The 17518-nt window shown below is 64.7% G+C and carries 18 protein-coding genes; 13 read left to right on the top strand and 5 right to left on the bottom strand.

Translation table 11 applies throughout. The annotated features are described in order from the left end of the window. Positions 1-72 precede the first annotated feature (72 nt). A complete protein-coding gene (locus LMTR21_RS23690; protein WP_430642465.1) occupies positions 73-1320 on the bottom strand; it encodes a polysaccharide deacetylase family protein in 1248 nt (415 codons plus the stop codon). Between the two features lie 194 nt (positions 1321-1514). Beyond that, on the bottom strand, positions 1515-2261 hold the full coding sequence (locus tag LMTR21_RS23685) for a polysaccharide deacetylase family protein (RefSeq protein ID WP_065752930.1): 747 nt from the start codon (positions 2259-2261) through the stop codon (positions 1515-1517). Positions 2262-2414: 153 nt separating this feature from the next. Here LMTR21_RS23685 and mgtE point away from each other — a divergent pair, with 153 nt between their 5' ends. The 5 genes from mgtE to LMTR21_RS23660 all read left to right on the top strand — a co-directional run bounded on the left by mgtE (position 2415) and on the right by LMTR21_RS23660 (position 6516). Next, complete coding sequence (gene mgtE / locus LMTR21_RS23680) at positions 2415-3851, top strand: magnesium transporter (RefSeq protein ID WP_065752868.1); 1437 nt, start codon at positions 2415-2417, stop codon at positions 3849-3851. Between the two features lie 118 nt (positions 3852-3969). Beyond that, complete coding sequence (locus LMTR21_RS23675; RefSeq protein WP_065752931.1) at positions 3970-4308, top strand: helix-turn-helix domain-containing protein; 339 nt, start codon at positions 3970-3972, stop codon at positions 4306-4308. Between the two features lie 109 nt (positions 4309-4417). Then, positions 4418-5236 carry an aldo/keto reductase gene (locus tag LMTR21_RS23670; RefSeq protein WP_065752869.1) on the top strand — a complete coding sequence of 273 codons (819 nt, stop codon included), beginning with the start codon at positions 4418-4420 and terminating at the stop codon, positions 5234-5236. A gap of 65 nt (positions 5237-5301) precedes the next feature. Beyond that, the gene (locus LMTR21_RS23665; RefSeq protein WP_065752870.1) at positions 5302-6117 is read left to right on the top strand and encodes a hypothetical protein; all 816 of its coding nucleotides are present in this window, start codon (positions 5302-5304) and stop codon (positions 6115-6117) included. A 165-nt stretch (positions 6118-6282) separates the two neighbouring features. Continuing rightward, positions 6283-6516 carry a hypothetical protein gene (locus tag LMTR21_RS23660; protein ID WP_065752871.1) on the top strand — a complete coding sequence of 78 codons (234 nt, stop codon included), beginning with the start codon at positions 6283-6285 and terminating at the stop codon, positions 6514-6516. Between the two features lie 14 nt (positions 6517-6530). Here the strand turns inward: LMTR21_RS23660 and LMTR21_RS23655 are convergent, their stop codons facing one another. Beyond that, entirely contained in the window at positions 6531-7208 is a 678-nt protein-coding gene (locus LMTR21_RS23655) for a DUF599 domain-containing protein (protein ID WP_065752872.1), read from the bottom strand. A 102-nt stretch (positions 7209-7310) separates the two neighbouring features. Here LMTR21_RS23655 and LMTR21_RS23650 point away from each other — a divergent pair, with 102 nt between their 5' ends. The 4 genes from LMTR21_RS23650 (at position 7311) to LMTR21_RS23635 (ending at position 10071) form a co-directional block, all read left to right on the top strand. Next, positions 7311-7967 (top strand): glutathione S-transferase family protein, encoded by a 657-nt coding sequence (locus LMTR21_RS23650; RefSeq protein WP_065752873.1) that lies wholly within the window; start codon positions 7311-7313, stop codon positions 7965-7967. Positions 7968-8244: 277 nt separating this feature from the next. Next, positions 8245-8448, top strand: coding sequence for a hypothetical protein (locus LMTR21_RS23645; protein ID WP_108517906.1), 204 nt, complete (start codon positions 8245-8247; stop codon positions 8446-8448). Between the two features lie 151 nt (positions 8449-8599). Then, positions 8600-9574 carry a hypothetical protein gene (locus LMTR21_RS23640; protein ID WP_065752874.1) on the top strand — a complete coding sequence of 325 codons (975 nt, stop codon included), beginning with the start codon at positions 8600-8602 and terminating at the stop codon, positions 9572-9574. A gap of 56 nt (positions 9575-9630) precedes the next feature. Beyond that, on the top strand, positions 9631-10071 hold the full coding sequence (locus LMTR21_RS23635; protein ID WP_057856784.1) for a DUF1489 family protein: 441 nt from the start codon (positions 9631-9633) through the stop codon (positions 10069-10071). 17 nt (positions 10072-10088) lie between these two features. On the opposite strand, the gene panC is transcribed toward LMTR21_RS23635, so the two are convergent. After that, positions 10089-10940: a pantoate--beta-alanine ligase gene (gene panC, locus LMTR21_RS23630; RefSeq protein WP_065752875.1), complete on the bottom strand. Its 852-nt coding sequence runs from the start codon at positions 10938-10940 to the stop codon at positions 10089-10091. 323 nt (positions 10941-11263) lie between these two features. Between panC and LMTR21_RS23625 the strand changes: the two genes are divergently transcribed. From LMTR21_RS23625 to LMTR21_RS23610, 4 genes are all read left to right on the top strand, one after another. Next, positions 11264-12199, top strand: coding sequence for a division plane positioning ATPase MipZ (locus LMTR21_RS23625; protein ID WP_065752876.1), 936 nt, complete (start codon positions 11264-11266; stop codon positions 12197-12199). A 597-nt stretch (positions 12200-12796) separates the two neighbouring features. Next, the gene (locus tag LMTR21_RS23620) at positions 12797-13696 is read left to right on the top strand and encodes an alpha/beta fold hydrolase (protein WP_065752877.1); all 900 of its coding nucleotides are present in this window, start codon (positions 12797-12799) and stop codon (positions 13694-13696) included. 104 nt (positions 13697-13800) lie between these two features. Next, positions 13801-14562, top strand: a complete 762-nt coding sequence (locus LMTR21_RS23615) for a hypothetical protein (RefSeq protein WP_065752878.1) — start codon at positions 13801-13803, stop codon at positions 14560-14562. A 66-nt stretch (positions 14563-14628) separates the two neighbouring features. Next, positions 14629-15354 carry a DnaJ domain-containing protein gene (locus LMTR21_RS23610; protein WP_065752879.1) on the top strand — a complete coding sequence of 242 codons (726 nt, stop codon included), beginning with the start codon at positions 14629-14631 and terminating at the stop codon, positions 15352-15354. A gap of 259 nt (positions 15355-15613) precedes the next feature. Here LMTR21_RS23610 and LMTR21_RS23605 read toward each other — a convergent pair whose 3' ends face one another. Further along, positions 15614-17461: a serine hydrolase gene (locus tag LMTR21_RS23605; RefSeq protein ID WP_148635998.1), complete on the bottom strand. Its 1848-nt coding sequence runs from the start codon at positions 17459-17461 to the stop codon at positions 15614-15616. Between the last annotated feature and the right edge of the window lie 57 nt (positions 17462-17518).

The following is a 17518-nucleotide window of genomic DNA, read 5'->3' as shown; positions in this document are numbered from 1 at the left end:
CAGGCGTCAGGAAAATGCATCAAGACAAATGATCGGAGCACGGTCCTGATCCATTCGATCAGAACCGGCCGATCAGCGCTTCTTCAAGCCGGCCACCCGGACCGAGCGCCCGTTCTTTCTTGAATCCGTCGGCTTGGGGGCTGCACCGGCACCCTCGGGCTTTGGAGCGGTCTGGGTGGCTGATGTCTGCGGCCGGCGCGACTTGCCGGCCAGCTTGGCGGAGACTTCGGTGGCACGGGCATTGGCCGTGTCGATGCGGCGCCCGGGCGAGGTCAGCATCAACGGATCCGGAATCCTGAAAACGCTCGCGGCCGGCACCGGCAGCGCGGCCAGCACGCCGCTCGGCGGCAAGGCAATCTGCCGTGGCCACAGCGCTATCAGCGGCAAGGGTACAGCGCGTCCGCGCCGCTGTGCACGCGTCGCGGCATCCGGATTGCGCCAGTCAAGATCGGACAAGGCCGGGACAGGAAGCGCGGCCGGGCCGGCCGCAGCGAACTTCGGAACCTTCGGCCAGCGCGAAATCGCCACCGTCTCGGACGGCGGATGCAGCAGCCATTGCTGCGGCTCGGTCGGCGTCGCCGGCCGCCCTGGCGTCGCCGGCACGACATGGACGATGCGATAGCCGCGCACCTTCATTTCGTGCAGGATTCTCGGCAGCGCCGTGACCGTGCGCGGCTGAATGTCGTGCAGCAGCAGGATGCCTTTGCCCTTTCGCTCCAGCCGCTGCATCGCAAGCTCATATACGCGACTGGCAGAGACGTCGCGCCAGTCGTCGGCCGGGAAATCGGCGCTCCAGAGCTGAAGCCCCTTGGAAGCGGCGTATGCCTCGATCTCGTCGGTGCGGCGCAAGCCGGGAATGCGCAGGAACGGCGCCGGCGCGGTGCCGTCGCCGAGCGCCGCGGTCACCGATGCGATGCCTTGTTCGATCTCTTGTTTGGAGCGGTCGAACGGCAGACGGTCCATGCCGCCTGGATGGTTCTGGGTGTGGGTTGCCACCGTGTGGCCGGCATCGCGTACCTTGCGCACGCCTGCCGGATTGGCGCTGGCCTGGCTCCCGACCATGAAGAAGGTCGCCTTCGCGCAATGCGCGGCCAGAATGTCGAGGATCAGGTTGCTGTATTTCGGCAGCGGGCCATCATCGAAGGTCAGCACGACCTCACGGTCCTGCAGCGGCAGGGTCTTGCCATATTGCATGGTGCCGATGATGGGGTAGGCGCGCGGATCGACCACGATGGTGCGCGACGTGCCGATGGCGTCGGGATGGCCCGGGCAATCGGCGGCCGACGCAGCCTGTGCGGCGACAGAGGTTACGAGGCCCACGCACAAGGCGGTCCACGACCACCGCAGCTCCCCAAATACGCTAGCGATCATTGAACCCCGGCTTCATTCCAAGAGCACGCAACGGCTTACAACTGGCATCATGAATGCCGTCTTAATCATCTGAATTCCAGACTTAATTTGGCCCTGGCACCCGATCCGGGCGCAAGAACCGCGCCGGCCAAACAGATCGTGATCTATTGTGCTTTGCCGGACACGGTTTTGGCATCTGCCGGAACCAGGTGAACCACGCGGTAATGGTTGTCGCGGAGATAGCGCAGGAAGGCCGGCAGCATGGCAGCGGTCTGCCCCTTCGGATCGTGCAGCAGGATGATGCCCTTGCGGGCGACCTGCAGCCGCTCGGTGAGCAGTTTCAACTGCTGCGCCGGCGTCATCGGATTCCAGTCGCTGGCCCAGACGTCGGCGCCGAACACGGCGATGCCGCGCTTTTGCAAGGTCTCCAGCGTGGCGGGCGACATTGCAAAATAGGGGAAGCGAAAGAACGGTGTGCTCGGGATCGTGGTGGCCGTCCCGTGCAGCGCCGCTTCGACAGCGGCGATACCCTTGTCGATCTCGCCGATGGCCGCCTCCGGCTTCATGTATTTCAGATTGCGGTGGCTCCAGGTGTGGTGGGCGACGGTGTGGCCCTCCGCCGCCATTCTTCGCACCCATCCGGGATAGGCTGAGGCCGACCTTCCGATCAGGAAGAAGGTGGCGCGCACGCATTCCTGCGCCAGCGCCGCCAGGATCTTGTGGTCCGTTGCAGGCCATGGCCCGTCGTCGAAGGTCAGCACCACCTCGCGGTCACCCAGCGGCAGCGTCTGCGGAAAGCTCTTGAGGCCCACGCGCGGGTGGGTGGTGGCGTCCACCGCAAGGACGCGCGAGGTGCCGAGCGCATCCTTGCGGGGGCATTCGGCAGCCGGCGCCGCTGCAACGAAGGTCATCAATGTCGCGACTGCCGCGCACAGCGCCGCGCTAAAATTTCGCATCATTTGCGGTTGGCGATATTTGGCATTGCGCATGGCGCAGCCGATTGGGTAATGCGGGGCGATAGCTCAGACATTTCTCTCATTCTGTCAAACCGGCGAGGGCGCGGCATGGCCGAGAATATCGACATTGCCCAAGCCGCCGAAGCGCGGCTCACGGAAGGCTCGGCGCTCGACCATCTCCCGATGCGGGATGAGGAGGGGCAGCTCCGCCACGAATTCGTCGAGGAGATCGCGCGCGCCATTCATGCCGCCGACCGGCCGCTGCTGTGCGAGGTGGTGGCGGAGCTGCACGAGGCCGATCTCGGCGATTTGATCGCGGCCCTCGAACCCGAGGACCGCGTCACCCTCGTCGAGATCACCGGCACCGATTTCGACTTCTCGGCGCTCAACGAGGTCGACGACGCCGTCCGCGAGGAGATCCTCGAGGAACTCGAGCCGGAGACGGTCGCGGAGGGCGTCCGCGAGCTGGAGTCCGACGACGCAGTCCAACTGCTCGAAGGTCTCGACCAGGAGGACAAGGAAGAAATCCTTGAAAAATTGCCGCCGGCCGAGCGCGAGCCGCTGGAGCGCAGCCTGCTTTACCCGGAGAATTCCGCGGGCCGGCGGATGCAGTCGGAATTTATCGCGGTGCCGCCAGACTGGACCGTCGGCCAGGCCATCGACTACATGCGCGATACCCCCGATCTGCCCGACCGGTTCTATGAGATCTATGCGGTCGATGCCGACAAGCACTGGCAGGGCGCGGTCCCGCTCGACACGCTGCTGCGGGCGCGCCGGCCGGTACAGCTTTCCGAACTGATCGAGGAGGACCGCCGCCGCGTCTCGGTGCTCGACGACCAGGAAGAGGTCGCGCGGATGTTCGGCAAGTACAATCTGGTCGCCGCGCCCGTCGTCGACACCACCAACCGGCTGGTCGGCGTCATCACCATCGACGACGTCGTCGACGTCATCGAGGAAGAGGCCGACGAGGACCTGAAGGCGCTCGGCGGCGTCACCAGCGACGAAGAATTGTCCGACAATGTCTGGACCATTGCGCGCGGCCGCTTCAACTGGCTGCTGGTCAACCTCGCGACCGCATTCCTGGCATCCTCGGTGCTCGGCCTGTTCGAGGGCCAGCTCGAGAAGATGGTGGCGCTCGCGGTGCTGGCGCCGATCGTGGCGAGCCAGGGTGGCAACGCCGCGACCCAGACCATGACGGTGGCGGTGCGGGCGCTGGCGACCCGCGAGCTCGGCTCCAACAACGCGTTCCGCGTCGTCATGCGCGAGGCGATGGTCGGCCTCGTCAACGGGCTCGCCTTTGCCGTCATCACTGGCGTCGCCGCGGTGGCGTGGTTCAAGATCCCGGGGCTCGGCATCGTGATTGGCCTCGCCATCATCTGCAATCTGGTGGCCGGCGCGCTCGGCGGCATCCTGATCCCGATGGTGCTGGAACGGGTGCGCGCCGATCCGGCGGTGGCGTCGGGGACCTTCGTCACCACCATCACCGACGTGGTCGGCTTTTTCTCGTTTCTCGGCATCGCCACGCTGTGGTTCGGGCTGAAGTAGCTTAGCGTTTTCAAACGGCTGCCGGCGCGCGTGAAGAAAACGCGTCAGGCGAGCGCCGCATTTATCGTTAAGTGGACCTTAAGGCGCTTGGCCGATGATGGTGGCCCACGAGGTCAACATGCAGCGCTTGCGGCTTAAAGCGGACGGACGGATTGTCGAGCTGCGGGACGGGCAGGAGTTCCCGCTCGCGCCTTCGATGCCCGGGCTCGAGACTGCGCCTGCCGTCCCTGGGGCGAACGAGACGGCGCCGCTGCCGGCGGTGCGTGATCTGCGCCGCCGTGCCCAACTGACCCAGCTCGAATTCGCGGCAAGGCTTGGCGTGCCCGTCGAAACCATCCGGAATTGGGAGCAGGGCAAGCGTGCGCCGCGGGGACCGGCGCGGGCGTTGCTCGCCGTGATCGCGCATTCGCCGGACACCGTTTTCGCCGCGCTGGCCACGGAGCCGTCGCCCGCCTAGTCCTTCATTTTGACGCGTTTTCCTGCGCGAAGCCCTTCGCTTCGAAATGCTATCTGTTGGCACGGCTTTTCCCGCAGCCCATAATGGGGCCGGTCCGCGGATACAACCAATGCTGTTTGTCGAAGCCAATGGCGCAAAAATCCCGGCGATCGGGCTGGGCACCTGGGAATTGCGCGGACGCACCTGCACGCGGCTTGTCGAGCAGGCGCTGCGGCTCGGCTACCGCCACATCGACACCGCGCAGATGTACGACAACGAACGCGAGGTCGGTGAGGGGCTGCGCGCGGCGGGCGTGAAGCGCGATCAGGTTTTCCTCACCACCAAGATCTGGCCATCGCATTTCGCGCCCCATGATCTGGAGCGCTCCGCCAAGGAGAGCCTGGTGCGGCTGCGCCTGACCGAGGTCGACCTGTTGCTGCTGCATTGGCCGAACCCGCAGGTGCCGCTGGTGGAAACGCTGGGCGCGCTGGCACGCGTCAGGCAGCAGGGGCTCGCCCGCCATATCGGCATATCCAATTTCACGGTGGCCCTGATCGAGGAGGCGGTGGCCGCCTGCCCGGAGCCGCTGGCCTGCGACCAGGTCGAGTATCACCCCTATCTCGACCAGACCAAGGTGAGGGAAGCCTGCGCGCGTCACGGCATGGCGCTGGTGGCTTATAGTCCGGTCGCCAAAGGCCGCATCAAGAGCGACCGCGCGCTGCGGCGGATCGGCGAGCGCTACCGCAAGACGGCGGCACAGATCTGCCTGCGCTGGCTGGTGCAGCAGGGCGTGGCGGCGATCCCGCGCACCTCGAAACTCGAGCGGCTCTCGGAGAATATCGAGATCTTCGATTTCGAGTTGTCGGACGAGGACATGCAGGAGATTTCCGCCCTGGGCAGCGCCAGCGGTCGGCTCACGGATTTCGGTTTCGCACCGAAATGGGATTGAGCGGCGGCGCCGCCCGACGCTATGCTGGCGGAAATTAGGGGAATAGCTGGCATCGTTTCGATCCGATGGACCTGCGGCGGGTCATACCTTCTGACATCACGGCGTCGGCGATCGCACATGTGTCGCTGCTGACGCTTCTGCTGCTTTTTTCGGAGGTGCATCCGTTCGGCACGGTGACCGCCGAGCAGATCCCGGTCGAGATCGTGACGCCGCAGGATATTCTCGAGCAGCCGAAGCCGGCCGAACAGGCCGTCACCGAGACCAAGCCCGAACCTGCGCCAATTCCAAGACCTGATCCCCTGGTGCCGGACAGGACCGCCGCTGCCGGCACGCCGCCGCCGTCAGGACAGCTACAGCCGCAACCGCAACGGCAGGCCGCGCTGGTGCAGCCGGCGGCTCCACCGCAATCACAGCCGGCAGCGCCGTCCTACAAGCCGCCCGAGCCGGACGTCACCATCAAGTACCAGGTGCTGCTCGGCCTGCCGCCCGATCTTTCGCCGCTGCCCTCGGCCACCGCGCCCGGGCGCAGCAGGGGCGATGACGATTTTGACGGGCCGGCGATCGAGGGCGCCAAAATCGCGAGCTCGCTGATTGCGGAATTCCGGCGGCACCTCAAGACCTGCTCGAAGCTGCCGGCCTCGCTGTCGGAGGCCGACAACGTCGAGGTCAAGCTGCGTGTGCTGATGACGCCGGACGGCAGGCTCGCCGCCGCCCCGGTCCCCATCGAAGGCAAGGCCTCGATGAAGGCCCTGTCGCTGATGCAGGAAGCAGTCCGCGCGCTGCAGGCCTGTCAGCCCTACGCCATGCTGCCGACGGATCGCTACGGTGAATGGAAGGTGCTCGACCTCAGCTTTACGCCGAAGGATTTTAGCGCCTCCTAGCGCGCGCTCATCCCGGCCCCGGGAGAGGCGAAGGTCGCTCTCTTGGGGGCAAATGGAACTTCGATCGGCGAAACGAGAGCACCGGCCGGACGTTGATAATCGACCAAGAGACGTCGGACCTTCGGCCGGCGGCAGCTCGCGGCCATTCACTGGCGGGAGACGAGCATGACACTCATATGGCTTGGTGTGCTTCTTGTTTTCGGCGGGGTGTTGCAGATGGTGTTTCAGCCGATCTGGCACGGCCGGCTAAGCGGCAGAAGGCGACTTCGCGCCGGGCAACCCGGCGACACCCTGGAACCTGAAAGACCAGGTGGCGGCTTTGATCTCAAGTCGAACTGGCCCGGTCTTGCGCTGCTCGCGCTCGGCGCCGCTTTCCTGCTCGCCGGAGCCACGATCTGAATTTTGACACCACACTAGCTCCCCATCGCCCGCCAGGCGTTTGATGCGAACTGCCGCCGCCAGGTAACGACGACGACGAGCGCGGTCGTCAACAGCAACAGCCAGGGGCTGACGAACCAGCCGAGATAGCCGAGCGCGAAGAAGAACGCGCGCTGGCCGCGGTTGAAATGTCGGCCCGCCGCCTCGAACAGGCGCGTCGTGCGCATCACATGGGCTTCCGCTTCCGCAGTGTCGCGCTGCGAAGAGGGCGGCATCGCGCCGAGCAGGATCGCGACATAGTTGAACAGGCGATACGACCAGGCGAATTTGAAGAAGGCATAGATGAAGATCAGGATCAGCCCGACGCATTTGATCTCCCACAGCGCGGGCGAGGGGGTGAGGTCGACCGGCAGCTCGCGCAGCACGGCGAGCGCATCGTTGGTCGCGCGCAACAGCGCCAGCCCGCCGCCGATCGCGATCAGGCTGGTGGAGGCGAAGAAGGCGGTGCCATTCTGCAACGAGGCCATGATCTGCATGTCGACCATCCGCGCCTCGCGGTCGAGCATGTTGCGCACCCAGACCTCCCGATAGGCATTCATGCGCGCCGACAGGCTGTTGCGGCCGTACGCCGTGTGCTCGAGCGTGAAGCCGTAGGCCAGCCATTCGACGACGAAGAAGGCGACGGCGGCGATATCGACCCAATAGGCGCCCATGTGGCGGCATCTCCGATCATGCTTGCGGCATCGTGATGTACAGGTTGAACGCGTGCGGTGCACTATGGCAAGATGCCGGCCCCAACAGGATTTTTCCGGCAAATGTTGAAACTGGTCATCGGCAACAAGAACTACTCGTCATGGTCGATGCGGCCGTGGCTCGCGTTGCGCGCCAACGACATCCCGTTCGAGGAAGTGTTCATCCCGCTCTATACCGACGACAAGGCGGACAAGGACCGGATCCTCAGCTTTTCGAAGGCGGGCAAGGTGCCGGCGCTGATCGACGGCGACCTCACGGTGTGGGATTCACTTTCGATCATCGAATATCTCGCCGAGAAATACCCGCACGCGATGCTGTGGCCGGACGACCGCGCCCGCCGGGCGCATGCGCGTTCGATTTCGGCGGAGATGCATTCCGGCTTCATGCCGTTGCGCAATGAATGCGGCATGAACCTGCACCGTCCGGTCGGCGCCGTCGATCTGTCTGATGACGCGCGCGCCAATGTGGCGCGCGTTCAGGAGATCTGGGCTGATTGCCATCGCCGCTACGGCAACGAAGGACCGTTCCTGTTCGGCGCCTTCGGCGGCGCGGACGCGATGTTCGCACCGGTGGTGCATCGCTTCCGTACCTATGCGATCGAGGTGAAGGGCGATGCGCGGCATTATTTCGATGCGATGATGTCGCTGCCGGCGTTTCAGGAATGGACCCGCGCCGGCCTTGCCGAAACGCTTGTCATCGAGCGGTTCGAGACGGTCTGATTTCGGGTGTGGGTAGGGGCCGGGGGCTTGCGGTATTCGATTAATCTGACGCTCGCTGTCCTATAATGGGAAAGGCGGCCTCGATGCCGGGAAGCGGGTTTCCCTTGGGGAACCCTTGGGATTGCCGGTTATCGCCCTGAAAAACATGCCGAATTAGCGTATTGGCCATGCCTCGAAGCCGCTGGCTTTTAGGCAGGCGGCTGTGCTAGGTTGCCGCAGGGTTCTCAAGTCGGCCGAAAGCTAGCGGGACCGTGAGCGCGGCCGGCGTTCTTGCGTAATGGAGAGGGCGTTGAAGCATAAGTACTCCGTTGGAGAGACTGTCTATTTTACTGCCAGCAACGTTGCCCGTCCGGCCGCCAGCGGCACCTATGAGGTGATCAGGCTGCTGCCGACCGATGGCGACGACTGTCAGTATCGCATCAAAAGCTCGACCGAAGCTTTCGAACGGGTAGCCAAGGAAAGCCAGCTCGCGATTTCCTGAAACAGTTGTGTGCAATCAGCCGGCTGACGGGGTTCCATTACCGCCGCCGTCAAAAGGCCCCGTTCGCAGAACCATTCTGCCGAAAAGCGAATGCGACAAAGACGCATTCGTCTTTCGATCGCGCTTGATGCTGCGTTGAGGGACACCGCGCATGAACTGGGCATGGGATGCTTCGCTGGATCAGATCTGGCACTCGCCGAACCTTCCATTGTACCTGACGCTGGCGACCGCCGGATTTGTCGGGATTATTGTTCTGATCACGCTGCTGCGCTCGGAGAGATCCGTAGCCAACGGCGTGCTGGCGCTGATCACGCTGCTTGCGATCGGCATTGGGGGAGTCGTGACCTTCCGCAGCGTCGGCACGGCCGGCCCGGTTCAGTCGGCGGAGGCGCCTCGGCCAGTCCCGACCGCCACCGCCGCCTTGCCGCAGCTTTCCTGTATCGACGAACTGGCCGGGGATGCCGTTCTCTCGGCGTGCGAGAAGACACTGTTCGGTTCGGCCGAGTCAGTGGCCGCGGCCGTGGGCTATGCAGCCTCGCAGATCACGCTCTTGACCTCGCTCGGCGATGTCGCCACCGCGAACAAGGGAGCTGGCTCTGACTTGCAGGCGCTGCGCCGGGCCGTGGAGCGCGACCGCTACGGGTTGATGGCCTATGTGCTGATGATCCGCGACCGCTGCACGCCCGCGGCCTGCCGCGCGTTCCGTTCGCTGACCGACACGCGCCAGATCGCGGCCAACATGGAAGAGCGACTCTACGAAAACCTGATCATGCGCTACGCGGCGTCGTGGAACGCGCCCACCCAGACTGCGGCCGGCATGATGGCGGCGCTGCCGCCGTCCATGCCCACGGGCAAGCCCACCAATGCCGAATTCCCGACCTCGGCCTCCACTCCGCCGGTCAGCATCATGAATCCCGAGCCGCCGGTGAAGCCGTCGCCACCGGCCGCGGCTGCGCCGCCAGCGGCACCGCGTCCCGCCGCTGCGCCATCGCCGGCACCGTCAGCGTCGCCCTCACCGGCGCTGGCCGCCGCCAAGAAGCCGCCGGCGCCGCCGAAACGGCCGTCCACAGCGGCACCGGTCCAACTTGCGCCGTCGGGTTCGGGGACTGCCGACAATGAGCAGTGATCTCCACAGGGAGTGATCTTTTCAAAGCGCACACGGGCCGCTACATCGGCGGGATCATGCCGCTTCATCTCATCAAGCTTGCCGTTGGCTGCGAGTCGGTCAAAGAACTCAAAGGCTGGGTTGCCGAACGCATGGCGACCGCCAAGAAAAAGGGCTTGCCGCTCCGTCACGTCCACGTCACGCGGATGACGCCGAAGCGCGACGGCGAGATCCTCGCCGGCGGCTCACTCTACTGGGTGATCAAGGGCGAAATCGCCGCCCGCGAAAAGATCATCGCCATCGAGCCGTTCCGCGACAAGGACGGCATCGGGCGGTGCCGCCTGGTGATGCAGCCCAAGGTTTTTGCGGTCTCGCCGCGGCCGATGCGCCCGTTCCAGGGCTGGCGCTATCTGACCGAGGACGCTGCACCCCCGGACCTCACCAAATCCTCCGCCGCCAGCGTGGCCGCGATGCCGGAACCGATGCGTCGCGAATTGCGCGATCTGGGGCTGCTCTGAGCCGGTCGGCCCTCGGCTTACACCCCGATGTTATCAATCAGGCGTGTCTTGCCGAGTTTTGCGGCGACGAGGATCCGCACCGGTCCTTCCTTGACCGACGCAATCGGCGCCAGCGTTGCAGCGTGCCGGGCCTCGAAATAGTCCAGCGCGAAACCGGCGGCGGTGATCAGGTCGCGGCCGGCTGCCATCGCGGTCTCGAAATCCTCGCCGGCCTTCAGCCGCTTGGCGCTTTCCTTCATGGCGCGATGGAGCGTCGGCGCGGTCTGCCGTTCCTCCGCCGACAGGTAGACGTTGCGCGAGGACATCGCGAGCCCGTCGCGCTCGCGCACGGTGCGCGAGCCGATCACCTTGACGCCGAGGTCGAGATCGGCGGCCATCTGGGTCACCACCCGCAATTGCTGAAAATCCTTCTCGCCGAAGATCGCGACATCAGGCCGGCATTGGGTGAACAGCTTGCCGACCACGGTGGCGACGCCGCCGAAGAAATGCGGCCGGAAACGATCCTCGAGGCCCGCGGTAGCCGGACCTTCCGGCACAATCCTGGTGGCGAAGCCCTCCGGGTACATCGCCTTGACGTCCGGATTCCAGATCAGGTCGACCTTCTCTGCGGTCAGCCTGGCGAGGTCAGCTTTCCAGGTGCGCGGGTACGAGCCGAAATCTTCTGACGGCGCGAACTGAGTCGGGTTGACGAAGATCGAGACGACGACCTTCTGGGCGCGTTGCCTGGCGAGCCGCACCAGCGACACATGCCCGTCATGGAGCGCACCCATGGTCGGCACCAGCGCGACGGCGGCCTTGCGGGCACGCAACGCCTCGACGGCGCGGCGCAATGCAGGAACGGTACGGACGACCATGGGACTTCGCGACATCGGGCCTAGATCTCTTGCTGCTTGTGAACGGGGTGAGGGGCTGGCGGCTCCACGCCGTTTGGCGGGCGCGCCGACCTTATAAGGCCAGAGCTTTGCCGCCAAGGTTACTCGGGAATGGCAAGGCTGCGGCAGTTCAACGCCAAAGTCGGACGCGCGCGCCCGCCGGTTGAAAAGTTTCTGGACTGATCGCGGCACCGGAACGAAATCCGCACCATCGGGATTCATGATTAAAGACACACCGCGACTGATTTGAATGCGTCGTCGCGCATTTCACTTGACGGGCAGTCGTGCGTGATTTGAAGATATCGTGCGGGGGTTGAGTCATGTTGCTTCAGGCGAGCCAGGGACAATTCGGGTCGGCGCATGTCGTCGTGCTCGGCAATGAGAAGGGCGGTTCCGGAAAATCAACCACCGCCCTGCACATCGCTGTTGCCCTGATGAAGGCCGGGCAGCGCGTCGCCACCATCGACCTCGACTGCCGCCAGAAGAGTTTCACCCGCTACATCGCCAACCGGAGCGCGTGGGCGCGCCGCACCGGTCTCGATCTCGAAATCCCCGTGCATTACTGCATCAAGCTCGGCGAGACGATGCAGATCGCCGACAATGAAAACTCCGAGTTCCAGCAGTTCGCCGAGGCGGTCGGCACGGTCGAGCGCGCCTTCGACTTCATCGTCATCGATACGCCGGGTTCGGACTCCTATTTGATGCGGCTGGCGCATTCGATGGCCGACACGCTGGTGACCCCGATCAACGACAGCTTCCTCGATTTCGACGTGCTCGGCACCGTCGATCCCGCCACTTATTCGGTGACCGGCGAGAGCCACTATGCGGAAATGGTCCGTGACACCAGGCGCAAGCGCCGGCAACTCGACGGCGCCAGCACCGACTGGATCGTGGTGCGCAATCGCCTGTCGATGATCGGCTCGCGGAACAAGCAGCTCGTCGCCGACAGCCTGAAGGACCTCTCGATGCGGCTCGGCTTCCGTTCCATCGACGGGTTTGCCGAGCGGGTGGTCTACCGCGAATTCTTCCCGCGCGGACTGACGGCCCTCGACGACATCGACGAGGCCACGCTCGGCACCCGGCCCAGCATGGGCCATGTCACGGCGCGCGAGGAGGTGACCAGCCTGTTGCGCCAGCTCAAGCTGCCGCTCGACGAGCGCGGCCGCCGCCGCGCCGCCAACCGCGCCGAATGGTTCACCCAGGTCGACAAGCCGCTCGAAGTCCACGACATCATTGGCGACATCCTCAGCGCCTGACCGCCATCGACGGCCGGCTTGGCCTATCGCGGCTGGATGACCGTCATCCTGAACGGGCCGCCGCCACCGGCATGAGCATCCCGACGCCGCCCATCAGCACAGCACCATCCGCCGCCAAGCGGCGGGCACAGCCTGGGTGGGAAGCCCATGACGTCAGCGGCGTCGCGACAGGACTGAAATCCTTGACCCATCCCAAGAGAGCCGGCTCAAACTGGAGTATTGAAGCTTCCAGGCCCATAACGACCCGGCCTGAAGTTCGTTGGCTACGCAACGGTCTAAGACACTCTGCGAATTACCGGTACTTATACACCTGCGGAGGTATCGGGTTCCGTTTCAGGAACAATCCCTATCTTTCCGCGTTTTCACTAGACTTTTATCCAACCCTCGAACCAAAGCTTGATGGGAGGCAACGTAAGGAAAAGCGGGTCAAATTTGTGGGAATTGAGCGGCTGCACAATGGATAGGTGCATCGCACAATGATCAGGCGTTCGGTACACAACATTTGGCCTTTATGTCACGCCATCGTGACATATATCATCAACAAGGGACCGAAGAGTCTCAAACAGGGTTGGCCCTTAGCGGGGCGCGAGGACGAATATGAAACGTGGAATTCTCGTTCTGCTTTCACTCTCCGTGCTGGTCGCGGTCGCGTATTTTACCGCGAGCAAATGGGCGATCCGGCATGAGACGATCGCATTCCACGATCGCGACCGTGACGACCGCCTGGTGGCGGTCAACATCGCCGTCCGCCGCGACAAGGAAATGCAGGCCAATGCCGGCTTGATCAAGTTGCCGGTCGCGATCCTCAATCACGGCAATACCGTGAAGCACACCGAGTATTCATTCCTGGCGAACGTGTTCGCCTGGCGCGGCTATCTTGCGATCAGCCCGCAGCACGATCTGCCGACCGATCCGCCGATGGTGACCAAGGTCGGTGAACCCTATGTCGGCCGCCTGCCGCAGATTCAGCGTGGTGTGGCCAACATCCATTTCGCCATTCACGAAATGAAGAAGGTCCAGCCCAACGCCGACTATGAAAAGGTGACGATGGTCGGCCACTCCATGGGCGGCGACATCTCGATGTATTTCGCCAAGGAGTTTCCCGACGAGATCAAGAAGGTCGTGACGCTGGACAATCTGCGCGTGCCGTTCCTGACCGACGGCAAGTTCAAGATCCTGTCGTTCCGCTCCCAGGATACGCATTTCAAGGCGGACCCTGGCGTCGTGCCTGATGACGAACAGTGCGAGCAGGCCGGTATCACGGTGGTGAACACCGGATTCCAGCATAACGACATGCGCGATACTGGGCCCGACGCGGCCAAGTCTTCGATCGAGAAGATGCTCGACAAGTTCCTGGACGAGTCCGACAAGAGTGCCGTGTTGAAGCCCGTGCCGACCAAGGTACCGGACATCCTTAGCAGCAGCCCGGGACCGGTGCCGCTCTCAACCCCGTTGGCCAGCAATTCGCCGCCGAAGAACAAGCCGGTTACGAACTAGACGACCGACCGCCACCGTGAATTTGCGGCTGCGTCACGAGCCGGCGCATTGACCCCGCCATAGGCGCATCCCACATAGAGCTTGCTGCTTATCCGCGAGCGCTCATGGCCGGCGAACCCATCAAACCGAAATCGGCAGGCGAGGTTGACTCGGCAAAGGCCGAGGCGCGCAAGGGCGGCCCGTTACCGGAGAAGCCATCGGCATCGGAAGACATCGCCGCCTTCGTGGCGAAGGCGCGCGCGATGTCGCCGCACCGCACGGGCGCCAGGGGCAGGCTGGTGTTCGCGCTCGACGCCACCATGAGCCGGCAGCCGACCTGGGACATGGCCTGCGCGCTGCAGGCCGACATGTTTCGCGAGGCGGGTTCACTCGGCAGCCTCGACATCAGGCTGATCTATTACCGCGGCTTCAACGAATGCCGCGCGACGGGATGGATCTCCGATTCCGCGCAACTGGCGAAGCTGATGAGCAAGATCGACTGCCAGGGCGGCAATACCCAGATCGGCAAGGTGCTGTCGGAGGCGCGGCGCGAGGCGGTGGCGTCCGCCGTGCGCGCGGTCGTGTTCGTCGGCGACGCCATGGAGGAGCAGGTCGACGATCTCTGCGCCAAGGCCGGCGAACTCGGCCTGCTCAAGGTGCCCGTGTTCATGTTCCAGGAAGGCCACGACCCCACCGCCGAGCAGGCGTTCCGCGAGATTGCGCGGCTCACCGGCGGGGCATGGTGCAAGTTCGATCCCGGCGCCGCAGCGCAGTTGCGCGAGCTCCTGCGCGCCGCCGCGGCCTACGCCGCCGGCGGCCGCGAGGCGCTGCTGCGGCTGTCGAAGACCACCGGAGGCGCCGCCGCGCTTATCGGCCAGATGAAGTGATTACGACTTTGGTTGTCGCCGCGCCGGGCGCATGCTTTTCGGCGCCGGTGCCGCTATATTAGAGCCATGCCTACCCTGATTGCCGGCGTTGTCGCCGTTGTCGTTCTGTATTTGCTGCTGCAGATGTTTCGTGCAGCGAACCCGGTCGTGCTTGCGCGCACGATCAAGATCGTGGGCGGCGTGGTGGCGCTGGCGGTCGCAGCCTTCACCGGTCTGCGCGGCGAGCTGGCGGTTGCCATTCCGCTCGGCATCTTCGGCGCCGGCCTGCTCGGCTGGTCGCCGTTCGGCCCCGGTGGCTTCAGCAATATCGGCGGGATCTTCGGCGGCGGCGCACAGCGTTCGTCAGGACAGGCCTCGCGCGTCCGCTCGCAGTTCATCGAGATGACGCTCGATCATGACAGCGGCGACTTGTCGGGACGGATCGTGGACGGGCCGAATGCCGGCCGCTCGCTTGGCGAATTCGACCTGCCGCAGTTGATTGCGATGATGGCGGCGTTCGACGCCGAGAGCGTCGCCTTACTTGAAAGCTATCTTGACCGCCGGTTTCCCGCTTGGCGTCAGAACGCGCAGGGCGATACGGCAGGGGGGCAGCGCCGCACGGCGGCGAGCGGAAAAATGACGGACGAGGAAGCCTATCAGATCCTTGGCCTGCAGCCGGGGGCGGGGCGTGACGACATCAGCCGGGCGCACCGCGCCCTGATGAAGAAACTGCATCCCGATCAGGGGGGCTCGACGTACCTCGCTGCCCGTGTAAACGAGGCCAAGGATACTCTTCTTCGCACGCATCTCTAGCTAACTCCGGCTCACGCCACCGACGCTACAAACCGAGAGTTGCCTGCCTGCCATTCTCTGACTGACGCCCCACATCGCCCGCCGTTGTCCGGCGTGGTCGATCGTTCCTTGCAGGGAAACTTAACCGTAAATTCTTGACGAGAAGTTTTCGCTGACAGCATTGGGCCTGATCGTGCAAGCGCCCGCGCGACTGTGCTGCGAAAACAACGAAGCCGGCGCTTGCGGCGCCGGCTTCGTCAACTTCGGCGAAACGCCCCGCTCAGTTGCGAACGGTCATGCAGGAGATGTCGGCGCGCTTGAGGGTCTTGCACACCGCTTCGGCCTGATCGCGATCGAGACCGGCGAAGCGGGCGCGGTAGAGCGTGCGGTTGTCCTTGGCGACGACGGTTTCGGTAAAGGGATCGGCCTTGCTGAGCAGCGCGCTGGCCTTGGTGCGGGCGAGATCGATCCGCTGCTTGGCTTCGCTTTCGCTTTCGAGTGCGCCGACCTGAACGATCCAGCCGGTGCGGACCACCGCGGGCGCGGCCGGCTTGACGGCGTCGTTCTGTTGCGCGGCCTGCGGCTGAGCACGGGGCGAGGGATCGGCATAGGCCATCGTCTGCGCGTGCGGGGCCGGCGGGGGAGCCTGCGCCAGGCTGGAAGCGGGCAATACGCCGAGCACGCCGTTGCCGGTGCCGTGGCCGGCCGGCTGCTGCGGCATGGCTGCCCGGAGGGCTTCCTTGGCAGCTTCGATCTTGCTCTCCGCGGCTTTTGCGACGACGGCGCTGGAGGTCTCGGCGACTTCAGGGCGGGCCGGGATGGCGTTGGTGACCGGCGGCGCCGCGGGCTGCGATGGGCCGGCGGATGCCAGCTTCATCGGCCCGGCCTTGACCTGAACGGTCTTGACCTTGACCGGCTTCATCGGTTCGGCCGAGCCGGGGATCGCCGATATCTGCTGGGTCTGGATCACACCGCTGGTCAGCGGTGTGGGTTCGGGCCTGGCTTGCTGCTCGAACTTGTTCGCTTCGACCTTGGCGGGCGGCGGGGGCAGGGCCGCGGCGGCCGCAGCCATCAGCGACGGCTTGGCCGGCGCAATCGAGCGGGTCGTTTGCATGGCTGCGAGCCCCGGCTCGGCGGCGAAGGCGGGCTGAGCCGCTTCGGCTGAACGCGAGGTGGTGTCGGCTTCGGCTACGTCGACGGTGCCGTCGGCGGGATTGCGCTCGCTGATCGCAGCGACGGTACGCTTGGTTGCGCCTTTCTCCAGGTTCTCGGCCAGCAGGTTGCGCATGGTGGCATCGCGCGAGCCGCCGCTGCGGCCGCCCAGCACCACGCCGATGAGATGGCGGTTGCCGCGGCGCATCGAACTGACGAGGTTGAAGCCGGAGGCGCGGGTGTAGCCGGTCTTGATGCCGTCGACGCCCTCGACATTGCCGAGCAGGCGATTGTGATTGCGGATCGCTTGTCCCCGATAGTTGAACACCGAGGTCGCGAAGTAGCGGTAGTAGCGCGGGAAGCGGTCCTGGATGGCGCGGCCAAGGGTGGCCTGATCGCGCGCGGTGGTCAGTTGCTCGTCGTTGGGCAGGCCGGAGGCGTTGCGATAGGTGGTCTTGCTCATGCCGAGCGCGCGCGCCTTGCGCGTCATCAGCCGGGCGAATTCGGCTTCATCGCCAGCAATGGCTTCGGCGACCACGACGGCCGCGTCGTTGGCGGAGCGCGTCACGAGACCCTTGATGGCGTCCTCGACCTTCAGCGTCTGGCCGGGCTTCAGGCCGAGCTTGGTGGGAGCCTGCTCGGAGGCGTGCTCGGACACGTCCATTTCGGTGTCGAGCTTCATCTTGCCGGATTCCAGCCGCTCGAACAGCAGATAGAGCGTCATGATCTTGGTCAGCGATGCCGGGCGCCGGATACCGTCGGGATTGTTGGAGGAGAGCACCGCACCGGAATTGCCGTCGACGATGATCGAGGAGAATTGCGGGCTGTAGCTTTCCCGCACGACATGGTGGCGACGTTGCTTGTAGCGGCGCGCTTCGGCGCTCTCGCTCGAGATCAGGATCGCGGTTGTGAAGGTGATGAGTCCGAGGGCGCACACGCGCAAAGCGCGCGAGGAAGCCAAGGTTGTACGAAGCATTTACTTCCCCGTCCCAATTTCTGTCTTGATCACCGGCCCGTGAGGCGAAATTGTGCC

This window comes from Bradyrhizobium paxllaeri (assembly GCF_001693515.2).
Lineage (GTDB): Bacteria > Pseudomonadota > Alphaproteobacteria > Rhizobiales > Xanthobacteraceae > Bradyrhizobium > Bradyrhizobium paxllaeri.
This window is presented reverse-complemented; position numbering and strand designations above follow the sequence as displayed.

Excerpts from the sequence above, each read along its gene's own strand:
- LMTR21_RS23685 (WP_065752930.1), bottom strand. The coding sequence starts at position 2,261 with ATGACCTTCGTTGCAGCGGCGCCGGCTGCCGAATGCCCCCGCAAGGAT.
- mgtE (WP_065752868.1), top strand. The coding sequence starts at position 2,415 with ATGGCCGAGAATATCGACATTGCCCAAGCCGCCGAAGCGCGGCTCACG.
- LMTR21_RS23675 (WP_065752931.1), top strand. The coding sequence starts at position 3,970 with ATGCAGCGCTTGCGGCTTAAAGCGGACGGACGGATTGTCGAGCTGCGG.
- LMTR21_RS23670 (WP_065752869.1), top strand. The coding sequence starts at position 4,418 with ATGCTGTTTGTCGAAGCCAATGGCGCAAAAATCCCGGCGATCGGGCTG.
- LMTR21_RS23665 (WP_065752870.1), top strand. The coding sequence starts at position 5,302 with ATGGACCTGCGGCGGGTCATACCTTCTGACATCACGGCGTCGGCGATC.
- LMTR21_RS23660 (WP_065752871.1), top strand. The coding sequence starts at position 6,283 with ATGACACTCATATGGCTTGGTGTGCTTCTTGTTTTCGGCGGGGTGTTG.
- LMTR21_RS23655 (WP_065752872.1), bottom strand. The coding sequence starts at position 7,208 with ATGGGCGCCTATTGGGTCGATATCGCCGCCGTCGCCTTCTTCGTCGTC.
- LMTR21_RS23650 (WP_065752873.1), top strand. The coding sequence starts at position 7,311 with ATGTTGAAACTGGTCATCGGCAACAAGAACTACTCGTCATGGTCGATG.
- LMTR21_RS23645 (WP_108517906.1), top strand. The coding sequence starts at position 8,245 with ATGGAGAGGGCGTTGAAGCATAAGTACTCCGTTGGAGAGACTGTCTAT.
- LMTR21_RS23640 (WP_065752874.1), top strand. The coding sequence starts at position 8,600 with ATGAACTGGGCATGGGATGCTTCGCTGGATCAGATCTGGCACTCGCCG.
- LMTR21_RS23635 (WP_057856784.1), top strand. The coding sequence starts at position 9,631 with ATGCCGCTTCATCTCATCAAGCTTGCCGTTGGCTGCGAGTCGGTCAAA.
- panC (WP_065752875.1), bottom strand. The coding sequence starts at position 10,940 with ATGTCGCGAAGTCCCATGGTCGTCCGTACCGTTCCTGCATTGCGCCGC.
- LMTR21_RS23625 (WP_065752876.1), top strand. The coding sequence starts at position 11,264 with ATGTTGCTTCAGGCGAGCCAGGGACAATTCGGGTCGGCGCATGTCGTC.
- LMTR21_RS23620 (WP_065752877.1), top strand. The coding sequence starts at position 12,797 with ATGAAACGTGGAATTCTCGTTCTGCTTTCACTCTCCGTGCTGGTCGCG.
- LMTR21_RS23615 (WP_065752878.1), top strand. The coding sequence starts at position 13,801 with ATGGCCGGCGAACCCATCAAACCGAAATCGGCAGGCGAGGTTGACTCG.
- LMTR21_RS23610 (WP_065752879.1), top strand. The coding sequence starts at position 14,629 with ATGCCTACCCTGATTGCCGGCGTTGTCGCCGTTGTCGTTCTGTATTTG.
- LMTR21_RS23605 (WP_148635998.1), bottom strand. The coding sequence starts at position 17,461 with ATGCTTCGTACAACCTTGGCTTCCTCGCGCGCTTTGCGCGTGTGCGCC.